This window comes from Streptomyces mesophilus, assembly GCF_011044995.1.
GTDB classification, from domain to species: domain Bacteria; phylum Actinomycetota; class Actinomycetes; order Streptomycetales; family Streptomycetaceae; genus Streptomyces; species Streptomyces mesophilus.
Genome location: NZ_JAAKZW010000228.1, coordinates 1 through 12,789, shown reverse-complemented (window position 1 = coordinate 12,789; position 12,789 = coordinate 1). Strand labels below are relative to the sequence as shown.

Sequence of the window (12,789 nt, the reverse complement as noted above, 5' to 3'; positions counted from 1 at the left end):
GGCCCCTGCCGAGTGGGAGGACGACCCGGTACGGGATCAGGTGGAGAAGTTCGTCGCCGCGCGCACGGGTTCGTCCCCGCTGCGTTGGCGGGTCGAGAACCTGATCGCCGCTCGTGCGGACGCGCCTGGTGTCCCGTCCTGCGGTACGGAGCCGGCGGTCCCGGTCACGTACTCCGTCCTGGAGGGCGGTGCCCCCTCCGCGGCCCTCGTCGACGTGGCGGCCAAGGCCCAGCTCATGGTCATCGGTTCGCGCGGCCTGGGCGGTTTCGCCGCTCTGCTGCTCGGCTCCACGGGCCGCAAGCTGGCGATGCAGGCACCGTGCCCGGTCGTGATCGTGCCGCACGCGGACCGCATGGCGGACCGGCCCGAAGCCACGGGGCGCGAGCAGATCGTCCTGGGCCTCGCCCCCGACGAGACCGCCGACGCCGCCATCGAGTTCGCCTTCGCGGAGGCCGAGCGCCGCGGCGCCGAACTCCAGGTCGTCTCCACCTACTTGGTGCCGCTGACCTCACTCTTCGTGGTCGGCGAGCTCGCCGACACCTCCGACACTCCCGTCGGCCAGGACCTCGAGGAGGCGCAGACCGCCCGCCTCGCCCCCTTCCGCACCCGCCATCCGTCGGTGCGGGTCGAGCAGATCGCCACGGCGGGCGACCCGGCCGGCCGCCTGGTCACGGCGTCGAGGACCGCGACCTTGACCGTGGCCGGCCGTCACCGCCGCCGTCTTCGCCCGGACGCCTTGCTGATGGGTTCGGTCACGAACGCGGTGCTGCAGCATGCGCAGGGGCCGGTGGCGGTGGTGCCGGGGGAGTGAGCTCCCGGTCGGCCCAGAGGCTGTGCCGAGGGTGAGCCCCGATCACCCGAGGGCTTCGGCCTCGGCCTCAGCACTTCAGGCCGATGATGCCCCAGCCGCGCTCGGCAGCCCGGCTCACGACGTCGCCCCACTCGGTGACGAGCCGCGAAAAGGACGCGAAGTCCTTGATCCAGCCGATGGGTTCGACCACATGCAGTTCGAAAGGCGCCCGCAGGGACGCCAGTTCCGGCTCGGCCCGGACCCAGAACCGGTGCAGGGCGGTCACGTCCTCGGGTTCGAGCCAGAGCATGGTCGCGGTCCGCGGCAGCCAGTCGGTTGGACGCGAGACGATCGCCGGAGAGAACGGCGGCTCGGGCGGAGGCGGCAACGTGTAGTTGTGGTCGCCCCAGAACAGCGGGGCGCCGAACTGGTCGAGGGCCGCACGCAGCGGCGGGCCGACGAACGGGCGCAGCTCCTCCCAGCGTTCACCGGCCCAGAAGTGCGCCTTGTACGAGGTCATCGTGGAGACGAACTCGTACCGCGCCCACCAGCGGGCCTCTGCGGGATCCGGCCAGGTCCAGCCCTCCGGCGGGTCGTAGTCGTACGCGCCGTCCGGCCCGAACGCGGCCTCCTCGACCATCCGGACCCGCTGCTCCACCGGCACCGACCGCAGATGAGCCCAGTCGACGATCAGCACCTCCATGCACACACCCATCTGCAAAGCCTACGAAAGCGGTACGGCCACGTCCGTTCCCGCCCCCGTCGAACCCATTGACGAGTCCATGCCCCTGCACAACCATCGCGTGGGAGCGCTCCCGTATGTCCCCTGCGAGCCAGGAGTGAACCATGCGACGTCGAGCAATTCCCCTGATAGCAGCGGCAGTTGCCCTCGTGGCCGCCGCGCTCTCCGCACCCGCGGCGACCGCCGATGACGCGCCGGCCCCCGTCGCGCCCGCCGTATCCGACGGCGGCCCCGACGACCGGCACAGACCCCGCCTGTACACACCCGCCGCCAACCCCGACGCGTACACCCAGGCATTCGACCTCGTCCGCGCAGGCCAGTACCGCGACGCGGCCGGGATCCTCGCGATGGCCCGTACGCCGCAAGCGGTCTGGTTCGGGGACCAGAGCCCGGCCGAGGTCGAGCGCGAGGCGCGACAGGTCGTACGGGACGCGGAAGGCGACACCGTCGTGTTCTCGCTCTACAACGTGCCCGGCCGGGACTGCTCCGGCTACTCCGGCGGCGGGGCCAACACCACCGCCGAGTACAAGGCGTGGGTGGACGCCGTGGCCCGCGGGATCGGCCGCAGCGAGGCGATCGTGATCCTGGAGACCGACTCGCTCGCCCTGATTCCGAGCGACTGCGGCCAGGACGACGCACAGGGCACGAAGACGGCCGCCCGGTATGCCGAAGTCAACTACGCCATCGACCAGTTGGAGCCGCTGCGGGGCACGCGGGTCTACCTCGACACCGGGCACCCCGGCTGGCACGGCCCCGACTCCATCACGCCCCGCCTCCTCAAGGGCGGCATCGCGAAGGCCACGGGCTTCTTCACCAACGTCTCCAACTACAACACCGACCCCGCCAACTCCTGGTACGGAAAGCTGGTCTCGGCCTGCATCGCGTACGCGGGGGAGGGCGGCGACACCCGCCAGTGCCCGCACCAGTCGTGGCCCCGTGCGCAGGCGGACGAGTGGATCGCCGCCAACGTCCGTACACCGTCGTCCGGTTGGAAGCACTTCGTGACCGACTCGAGCCGCAACGGCCAGGGCCCCTGGGTGCCGCCGCCCGGCAAGTACACGGACCCGCAGGACTGGTGCAACCCGCCGAACCGTGGGCTCGGTGCGCGCCCGACGCTGCGGACGGGTGACCCGCTGCAGGACGCGCGTCTGTGGATCAAGATCCCGGGAGAGTCGGACGGACTGTGCCTGCGGGGCACGCCCGGCCCCGAGGACCCGGAGCGCGGCATGGTCGACCCGAAGGCGGGCGACTGGTTCCGGGAGCAGGCGCTGGAGCTGGTGCGGCTGGCCAATCCGCCGATTCTGCCGGGGAGTTGAGCCCCGCCGGAGACTTGGCCGGGGCATCGCCGCCCAGGCGGTGCCCCACCCTGTCCGCCTCCTGGCCAGGGGCAGGCTCTCAGGCGAACGGGTCGACCGAAGTCCAGCCGGTGCCATGGCGGGCGAAGACGATGCCGCCGGCGACCAGGAAGTCGGGGTATGCGGTGGTGCCCAGTTCACTGCCGCCGTCGACGGTGAAGCGCTGGACGACCTTGCGTGCGTTGAGGTCGACGACCACGCCCTTGGGTCCGCAGGCGAGGTAGGCCAGCTCCCCTGTGACCACCACCGGCGCGGGTGCGCCGGCATCGCACGCGACACCCAGGGGCGCATGCCACTGGGTGACGCCCTCGGTGTCGAGTTCGGCGAGGACGATTCCGTGCGGAGACTCGGAACGGACGACGTAGAGCTGCCCATTGCTCCGCGTGTACGAGAGCACGAGACCTTGATCGGGGAACTGCCGGCTGAAGGCCGGCCCTTCGGGCCCCGGTACGTGCACACGTGCTTCGAGCAGACCGGGGCTTTCCGTCAGCTGCGTGTCGGGCTGACAGAGATAGGAGTAGCCCCGGTCGGGGGAGGTGGCCACGGCCAGGCTCCAATGGTCACAAGGGCGCTCGAGGCGCACCTGTCTCACCACTTCGCCGCCGGCCGCGCGCAGCAGCGTCAGTTGGTCGGCCCGGGCCGCGGCCGGAGGTGGCTTCGAGGAGCCGAGCACGTGCACCACGGAGTCGGCGACTCTCACGACCGGGTTGCTCATCGCGGTGGGGATCCGCCGGCGCCAGGCCTCCTTGCCCTCGGCCGGGTCCACCGCGATCAGCGTGCCGTTGGACGTCGTCCCGTAGACCCGTTCGCCGTCCGCCGTGAGGCGGCGCACAGTTGCCCCGAGCGGCAGCGACCACTGCGGGCTCCCGTCCGAGAGGCGGAAGGCCCGAAGTCCCCCTTCGCTGCTCGCGATCACCAGATCGTCGAGCACCACGGGTGCCTCGTCCCCCTTCACCGGGGCGGGCCGCGACCAGACGGCCTTGCCGTCGGCGGCGCCGAGCCGCGTGACCTGCGGAGTCTCGTCCCCGTCCGTCGCGACGCACAGGAGGGACCCGTCCGCATAGACACAGGGACCGGCCTGCGCCGCCGAGGTCCAGGCCTGCCAGCCTGGCGGCCGACGCCCGGGAGCGTCCGCGTACGCACTGAAGCCCGTACTGGAACCCCCGTACACGGCTTGGTACTGCGGACCTCCCCGCATCTGCTGGGCGGTCGGCCCCTGCCGGGCCGTGTCCGGTGACGACGTGCCACCTGCGGTGGGACGCGAGGCGTCGGGATCGGAGCCTTCGCGGAGTCCCAGGTAGGTACCCGCGGCCACGAGCACGGCGCCCGTGGCCACGAGGGCGGCGATCCGCCATCGGCGCCGGCGCACCGCGCCGGGTGCGGCGGCAGGGGTGCGGGCTCCGACCCTCCGATCGGCGTGCCGGGCCGGCCGCGCTCCCCATTCGGATTCCGGTGCTCTGCGGAAGGCCTCGAGCAGATCGGCGGGCCGCGGGCGCTCGTCCGGATCCTTGGCCAGACACCACTGCACGATCTCGCGGATCGAGCCGGACAACTGGGCGATGTCGGGGGGCTCATGGACCACCTGGTACGCGGTCAGATAGTGATTCTCCGCGTCGAAGGGGCCGCGCCCGCAGGTGGCGTAGGCGAGCACCGCGCCGAGCGAGAACACATCGGACGACGCCTGCACCCGGTGCGGTGCGGACAGCTGCTCCGGGGACATGTACGGCGGTGTGCCGAGAATCCGCCCGGTGACCGTGAGCGTGTGATGGTCCGTGGCACGCGAGATCCCGAAGTCGATCACGCGCGGCCCGTCCTCGGTGAGGAGCACGTTGTCGGGCTTGAGATCCCGGTGGATCACGCCGACTTGATGCATATCGCGCAGCGCCTCGACCAGTCCGACCGCGAGACGGCGCAACTCCGCGCCGGACAGCGGTCCGAGTTCCTCCACCTGTGCGCGCAGCGTGCGGCCCGGCACGTACAGCGTGGCCATCCAGGGCTGTTCGGCGTCCGGATCGGCGTCGACGACCGGCGCGGTGTACGCACCGCTGACCCGGCGTGCGGCGGCCACCTCCTGGCGGAAGCGGATCTGGAACTCGTAGTCGTCCGCGAGCTGTTGATGGACCACCTTGATGGCGACGAGCCGTCCGGATTCGGCCTGGCCGAGGAAGACGGTGCCCATGCCGCCGGCCCCGAGCCGGTCCATCAACCGGTAGCCGCCGATCTGTCCGGGATCTCCTCCGCGCAGTGCCACAGTCCCCCCACTTGGACGCGCATTCGGCCATGACCAGCGAAGACTAGCGGCCCTTGGTGCGGTCGACGGCGGGAGTGGCAGGTGCTGCGTTCCTGCCGCGAGTGGGCCGGCTTCCCGGCGGGCTCGGTGAAGTGCCCTTGCGTTGCGCCGACTTGGTGTGGAGAAGGCGCGGTCGGCAAGTTTCTCCTTTCTGTGGACAAAGTATGGACGCTCAGCGACACCGTCCCTACGCTGAGCGTCGCCCAGCCACAGAAGTCTGCGTTGACCACAGCGGAACCACGCAGGAGGAACCGTGGAGCCACGCCCCGCGCGCATATCCCGCACCATCCGCCGCAGAGCCCGAAGAACCACCGGCCTTCTGCTGACCGCTCTCCTCGCGGGCGCGCTCGCCGCGCCCGTGCACGCCGAAGAACGCGACGACCCCCGCCCCTTCGCCGATCTGCCCCCGCAGGAACCCGGCGTCACCCTCCGCGTGTTCGACGTGCAGGCGCGGCTCGAGAAGATCTGCGATCTCAAGCCCGCCCAGACGCCGAACGTCGACAAGCTGATCCCGACCGCCGACTGGACCTCGACCGAGGGCTTCGGGTTCTCCGACAACTTCGTCAGCCAGATCCTCGGCAATCTCAACGTCCCCGAGGCCGGCAGCTACGGCTTCCGGCTCATCAGTGACGACGGTTCCCGGCTCTTCCTCGGCGACCAGCAGGTCATCGACCACGACGGGCTGCACGGAGCCGAGCCCAAGGACGGCGAGATCACCCTCAATGCCGGCTATACGGCGCTGAAGATCGACCACTTCGACGCGGGCGGCGGCCAGCAGGTCACCCTGCAGTGGAAGCCGCCGGGTGCGAGCGACTACACCACCGTGCCGGGCTCCGTGCTCAGCACGGACGCCGGCGTCGTACGGGTCACGGCGCCCGGACGCAAGGAGTGCGAGGGGACGTACGACACCCCCGGCGACGGACTGCCGCTGACCGAGGTCAACCCGGGCTACCGGCTCACCGATCTGCGGCCCGAGGGCTTCGAGCCGCAGGTGTCCGCGATGGACTGGCTGCCCGACGGCCGCCTCGCGATCACGACCTGGGGCGGCAGCACCGAGACCAAGGGCGAGGTGTACCTGCTCGACAACGTTGCCGGGACGACCGGGCCCGACAAGGTCACGTACAAGAAGATCGCCGAGGGGCTCAAGGAGCCGATGGGGATCAAGTACGTGGACGGCAAGCTGTACGTGTCCGAGAAGCACCAGCTGACCGAGCTCTCCGACACCAACGGTGACGATGTCGTCGACGCGACGAAGAAGATCGCCGAGTGGCCCTACGGCGGGAACTTCCACGAGTTCGCCTTCGGGCTGCTCTATGACAAGGGCGACTTCTATCTGAACCTGTCCGTGGCGATCAACTACGGCGGCGCCACGACCGATCCGCAGCCCGCACCGAACCGCGGCACCACGATCAAGGTCAACAAGGCCACCGGGAAAGTCAGTTACGTCGCCGGCGGCCTGCGGACCCCGAACGGGATCGGCCGCGGGCCCGAGGGCGATCTCTTCGTCACCGACAACCAGGGCGGCTGGCTGCCGGCCTCCAAGCTGATGCACATCAAGCAGGACCGGTTCTTCAACCACTACATGAACCCGGACGGCCCGTTCGACGACCAGCCCGTCACCAAGCCGGCGCTCTGGCTGCCGCAGAACGAGATCGCCAACTCGCCCTCGACACCTCTGCAGTTGAAGAAGGGGCCCTTCGCCGGGCAGATGCTGTTCGGTGACGTGACCTACGGCGGACTGCAGCGCGCCGACCTGGAGAAGGTCGACGGCCAGTACCAGGGCGCGGTCTTCCGGCACACCCAAGGGCTCGAGTCCGGGATCACGCGGATCAGCGAGGGCCCCGACGGGGCGCTCTATGTCGGCGGTCTCGGGGCCGACGGCAACTGGGGCCAGACGGGCAAGCTGCGGTTCGGGCTCCAGAAGCTGACGCCCAACGGCAAGACGGCCTTCGACATCAAGACCATGCGCGCCACCGGCGACGGCTTCGAACTCACCTACACCAAGCCGCTGTCGGACGAGACCGCGGCCAAGCTGACCGACGGCGCCTACGCGGTCGAGCAGTGGCGGTACGCGCCGAGCCCGGCGTACGGCGGCCCGAAGGTCGACGAGGAGTCCCTGCCGGTCACCAAGGCCACGCTGTCGGACGACCGGCGCAAAGTGCGGCTGACCATCCCGGGCCTGCGGTCCGACCGGGTGGTGCATGTGCGGTCGCCGCGGCCGTTCTCCTCCGACGGGGGCGAGCAGCTGTGGTCCACCGAGGCCTGGTACACGCTCAACTCCAAGCCCGGCCCCGACAACCCGGTGACCACGTACGACGCGGAGTCCGCCGAGCGCGGCGGCAGCGCCGGGGTCGACACCGAGCACGCCGGATACACCGGCAGCGGCTTCGTCGACGGGTTCGGTGAGCAGGGCGCGTCGGCGAGCTTCTCGGTGAACGTCGAGGAGGCGGGCGCGTACGACGTCGGCCTGCGGTACGCCAACGGCCCGCACCCCGCACCCGGCACGAAGACCGTCTCCGTGTCGGTGAACGGTGGCGATCCGCGGCAGACCGGCCTGCCCACCACGGTCGAGTGGAACCGCTGGTCCACGCGGACCGAGCGGCTGAACCTCCGCGCGGGCCGCAACACGATCACGTACGCGGTACGCGAGGGCGACACCGGTCACGTCAACCTCGACGCGATCGATCTCCGCAAACCAGGGGAGCGCCGGCAGCTCTTCGACGGCGGCAGCATCGCCGCGGCCTGGCAGCACACCGACGGCCGGGGCCCCGAGTGGCCGCACACGGCAGAGAAGTCCATGGAGGTCTGCTGCGGTGATCTCCGTACGAAGGAGTCCTTCAAGGACTTCAAGATGCACGTCGAGTTCCGCGTCCCCAAACTGCCGGACGATGTGACCGGCCAGAACCGCGGCAACAGCGGGGTGTACATCCAGGAGCGGTACGAGGTGCAGATCCTCGACTCGTTCGGGGACTCCACGCCCGCGAACAACGAAGCCGGCGCGATCTATCTGAAGAAGCCCGCCGACTTCAACATGTCCACGGCCCCCGAGACCTGGCAGTCCTACGACATCACCTTCCGCGCCGCACGCTTCGACGCGGACGGCAAGAAGACCGAGGACGCCCGGATCACGGTGATCTGGAACGGCCGCAAGGTGCACGACGACGTCGCGATCGACGGCCCCACGGGTGCGGGTCTGCCCGAGACCCCGGCCGCCGGCGCGATCAAGCTGCAGGACCATGGCAACAAGGTGCGGTTCCGGAATGTGTGGGTGGAGCCGCTGAGCTGACCTAGCGCCTGATCCAAAGCCAGGCCCTAAGGGCGCGGGCCCGGGACCAAAGTCCCGGGCCCGCCTCCGTAGCACCTGGGGACTGGGGACTTCTGCCGCACCGGATGATCGATCAAAGGGTGTGCAATGGAGAGGTAGCTTCCCTCACCGTCGCTGGGAGTCTGTCGTGGGCGTCGTCGAAAAGCGCGGGTACTGCACCTTGTGCAAGTCCCGCTGTGGCGCGATCTTCACCGTCGAGGACGGCCGCCTGACCGGCGTACGCCCCGACCCCGACCATCCGACGGGCGCCGCGATGTGCCCCAAGGGCCGCGCCGCCCCGGAGATCGCGCACAGCACCCGCCGGCTGACCACGCCCCTGCGGCGGACGAACCCCAAGTCCGATCCCGACCCCGGCTGGGAGCCCGTCACCTGGGACGAGGCGCTCGACGACATCGCCGCCCGGCTCACCGCGTTCGCCGCCGAGACCGGCCCCGAGTCCGTGGCCTTCGGGGTGGCGACCCCCAGCGGCACGATGGTGTCCGACGCCACCGAGTGGATCGAGCGGTTCATCCGCGGCTTCGGCAGCCCGAACACCGTCTACAGCGCCGAGCTCTGCAACTGGCACAAGGACGTCGCCCACACCTTCACCTTCGGCACCCCGCTGCCGCCGCCGGACTACGCCCACGCCGACCTCGCGCTGCTGTGGGGCTTCAACCCGGCCAAGACCTGGCTCGCCCAGTCCGCCGCCGTCTCCGCCGCGCAAGCGAAGGGCATGAAGCTCGCGGTGATCGACCCCCGCCGCTCCACCAGCGCCCTCCAGGCCGACCACTGGCTGCGCATCCGCCCCGGCACGGACACGGCACTCGCGCTCGGTCTCGCGCATCTGCTCATCCAACAGGGCTGGTACGACGAGGAGTTCGTGCGCGCCTGGACCAACGGGCCTTTGCTCGTACGGGAGGACGACGGCACCTTCCTCAGGGCCGCCGACTTCCTCGAAGGCGCCGAGGGCCATGTGGTCTGGAACGAGCAGACCGGCGCCGCGGAGACCTACGACACCCGCCGCCCGGCCGGCCGGCCCGAGCGGTTCGCGCTGCGCGGCACCCGCTACGTGCCGACGCTCACCGGCGGGGTCACCTGCGTCCCCGCCTTCCAGCACTACGCGGACGCCTGCGCCGAGTGGACCCCGGAGCGCGTCGCCCGTACGACCTGGATCCCCGAGCGGGAGATCCGGGAGCTGGCCGAGCAGATCGGCAAGGCGAAGTCCGTGGCGTACTACGGCTGGACGGGCGTCGCGCAGAGCGAGAACGCCACCCAGACCGAACGCGCCCTCGCCACGCTCTACGCCCTGACCGGCTCGTACGACACCAAGGGCGGCAACCACGTCTCGCCCCCGCCGCCCTACCGTCCCGCCGCCGGCCGGCTGGCCCCCGAGCAGCGCGCCAAGGCCCTCGGACTCGACCGCCACCCGCTCGGCCCGCAGGCCTCCGGCTACATCAACGCCGGCGACCTGTGCCGGGCCATCGAAGACCAAGACCCTTATCCCGTACGGGCGTTGGTCTGCTTCGGCTCGAACCTGGTCGTCGCCCAGCCCGACTCCGAACGGGTCGCGCGGGCGCTGGCGCGGCTGGACTTCCAAGTCCATCTCGACCTCTTCGAGAACCCCACCAGCGCCACCGCCGACTACCTCCTGCCGGTCAGCAGCGCCTACGAGCACGAAGGGCTGCGCTTCGGCTTCGAGATCGGGCACCGCGCCCAGGAGCAGGTGCAGCTGAGGCCCCGGACGGTCGAGCCGCAGGGCGAGGCCCGCTCCGACACGGAGGTCGTGTTCGCGCTCGCCTGCCGGATGGGGATGGGGGAGCTGTTCTTCGACGGCGACATCGAGGCCGCCTGGAACTGGCAGCTCGAACCCCTCGGCCTGACCGCCGAGGCCCTGCGCGAACAGCCCGGCGGGGTACGGATTCCCCGGCCGGTCGCGTACCGCAAGTACACCCGCGACGGCTTCGCCACCCCGACCCGCCGCGTCGAGCTGTACTCGGAACGGCTGCTCGCGCACGGCTACCCCGCCGTGCCCGCGCACCGCGAACCGGCCGCTCCCGACCCGGAGTTCCCGCTCGTCCTGACCAACGCCAAGCACGGCTACTTCGTGCACAGTCAGCAGCGCGGCCTGACCACCCTGCGCCGCCGCGCCGCCGACCCGTGTCTGGACATCGGCCCCGACACGGCCGCGGCCCGCGGGATCGCCGAAGGCCAGTGGGTCGAACTCGCCACCCGCCGCGGCTCCATCCGGCTGCGCGCCCGCTTCGACGCGTCGCTCCACCCGTCCGTCGTGGTGGGCGAATACGGCTGGTGGCAGGCGGCCACCGACCTCGCGCTGCCCGCCGCCGATCCGCTCAGCGCGCTCGGCAGCAACTACAACCGGCTCGTCGACCACGCCACGGCCGACCCGCTCAGCGGCTCCGTACCGCTGCGCTCCCAGGTCTGCGACGTACGGCCGCTGCCCGGCGATGAAGCCTGGACGGGCCGCCGCACCTTCACCGTCACGGCCTGCGGCCAGGAGGGCCGCGGCGTACGCACCCTGTCGCTTGCCCCGGTGGACGGCGGCCGGCTGCCCGACTACCGGCCCGGCCAGCATCTGACCGTACGCCCGCAAGGACAGGACGAGCTCGCGCGCAGCTACTCACTGACCGGCCCGGCGCTCGACGCCGACCGCGCCGTCTACACCCTGGCCATCCGCCGGATCGCCGAGGGCGCCTTCTCCGCGTACGCCCATGACGCACTGCGCATCGGCGACCGGCTCGAACTCGCCGCGCCCGGCGGTGTGTTCGGCATCCCCACGCACACCGACACCCCCGTGGTCCTGGTCGCGGGCGGCATCGGCATCACCCCGTTCCTCAGCTACCTGGAGACGCTCGCCGCGACCGGCGGCACCGTCCCCGAGGTGGTGCTGTACTACGGCAACGCGCACGGCGAGGACCACCCGTTCCGGGAGCGGGTGCGTGAACTCCGCTCTCGCATACGGCAGTTGCGTGTCGTCGACTACTACGCGAACCCCTTCCCGTACGAGAAGGAGGGCCGCGACTTCGACCGGCGCGGCTTCATCGGGGTGGACGACATCGCGCCGTCCACGATGATCTCGGCACGTGCCCGGTTCTACTTCTGCGGTCCCGAGCCGATGATCGAGGCGCTGACGGCCGGTCTGCGGGAGCGGGGCGTGCCGCGCTTCGAGATCTTCAGCGAGAAGTTCCGCCCGGCCCGGCGCGAGGTCACCGTCCCCGAAGACGCCCGCTTCACCGTGCGGTTCGCCCGCTCGGGGCGCGAGGCGGAGTGGACGCCGGGCGCCGGGACGCTCCTCGAGGTGGGCGAACGGGCCGGCGTGAAACTGTCCTCCGGCTGCCGGGTCGGCCAGTGCGAGAGCTGCGCGTGCGCGGTCCTCAAGGGGGATGTGGCCCACCGGGTGGTGCCGTCCGAGGACTTGCCACCGTCGGACGTGCTGACCTGTCAGTCGGTGCCGCTGTCGGATGTGGTCCTGGACGCGTAGCTCTTGGCGATGCCGCCTGGTTCCGGGCGGCGCTCACCCGAACCCGCGAGCGTCCTGCTTCAGCGCCGTGTCCACCGTGAGGGCCGTCGCCACGACCAGGCTGAGGAGCGGGTCCTGGAGGGGGCGGTGGATCTGGAGGACATAGTTGTCCGCCGTGGTGAACATCGTCTTCGCGAGGCCCTCCCACGTCTTGGTGATCCGGGCTATCTCGGTGTCGGTGTGGTCGACGATCGAGAAGTTCCAGGCACGCCAGTTCTCCGCCTTGATGGCGCCGATCTGCTGCCCGTTCACCACGATCGCGAAGTTGATCTTTCCGATGGCGTTCTGCTGGATGATCTCGCCGATCGGCTGCCCGTTCGCGGCCTCGACGATCACCCGCGACTTCACGAACTTGGCCGGGCGCGTGAGGCGCATCAGCGGCTGGCCGTACGCGTCGCGGATCTCCAGCTTGTGCGTCATGAACTGGTCGACGCTGGCGACGAAACGCAGCACCTTGCGGGCCGCGGACTGGCCGACCTGGACGACCGAGCCGAGGGTGTTGCCCTGCTGGTCGAAGACCGCGTACTCGTTGGTGAGCTCGACCAGCTTGGCCTTCTGGTTCACGACCAGGACGGGCTCGCTGAACAGGGTGCCGCCGCCGCTGTGGCCGGTCGGGGTGAGGCCCGCCTGCTCCTGCACCTGGCGCTGGACCTGGTGCTGGTCGTAGGGGCTCGCCTGGGGCGGCACCTGGCCCTGTCCCTGTCCCTGGGCGGGGGAGGTGTGGGCGGTCCACTGGTGGCCGTCCCACCAGCGAAGGGTCTGGGGGGTGC

At 70.8% G+C, this 12,789-nt stretch carries 7 protein-coding genes; 4 read left to right on the top strand and 3 right to left on the bottom strand.

From position 1 onward, the window contains the following. The coding region (locus G6045_RS33695) for a universal stress protein (RefSeq protein ID WP_165335989.1) at positions 1–811 on the top strand (811 nt) is incomplete at its 5' end. Positions 812–878: 67 nt separating this feature from the next. On the opposite strand, the gene G6045_RS33690 is transcribed toward G6045_RS33695, so the two are convergent. Continuing rightward, positions 879–1,505 (bottom strand): hypothetical protein, encoded by a 627-nt coding sequence (locus G6045_RS33690; RefSeq protein ID WP_165335988.1) that lies wholly within the window; start codon positions 1,503–1,505, stop codon positions 879–881. Positions 1,506–1,636: 131 nt separating this feature from the next. On the opposite strand from G6045_RS33690, the gene G6045_RS33685 reads away from it, so the two are divergent. Continuing rightward, entirely contained in the window at positions 1,637–2,848 is a 1,212-nt protein-coding gene (locus tag G6045_RS33685) for a glycoside hydrolase family 6 protein (protein WP_165335987.1), read from the top strand. A gap of 79 nt (positions 2,849–2,927) precedes the next feature. Here G6045_RS33685 and G6045_RS33680 read toward each other — a convergent pair whose 3' ends face one another. Beyond that, positions 2,928–5,138: a protein kinase domain-containing protein gene (locus tag G6045_RS33680; RefSeq protein ID WP_165335986.1), complete on the bottom strand. Its 2,211-nt coding sequence runs from the start codon at positions 5,136–5,138 to the stop codon at positions 2,928–2,930. Positions 5,139–5,430: 292 nt separating this feature from the next. On the opposite strand from G6045_RS33680, the gene G6045_RS33675 reads away from it, so the two are divergent. Beyond that, positions 5,431–8,463: a family 16 glycoside hydrolase gene (locus tag G6045_RS33675; RefSeq protein ID WP_328707996.1), complete on the top strand. Its 3,033-nt coding sequence runs from the start codon at positions 5,431–5,433 to the stop codon at positions 8,461–8,463. Between the two features lie 166 nt (positions 8,464–8,629). Next, positions 8,630–11,980: a molybdopterin-dependent oxidoreductase gene (locus G6045_RS33670; RefSeq protein ID WP_165335985.1), complete on the top strand. Its 3,351-nt coding sequence runs from the start codon at positions 8,630–8,632 to the stop codon at positions 11,978–11,980. A gap of 33 nt (positions 11,981–12,013) precedes the next feature. On the opposite strand, the gene G6045_RS33665 is transcribed toward G6045_RS33670, so the two are convergent. Next, a partial coding sequence (locus G6045_RS33665; RefSeq protein ID WP_165335984.1) for a phospholipid scramblase-related protein occupies positions 12,014–12,789 on the bottom strand: 776 nt, incomplete at its 5' end.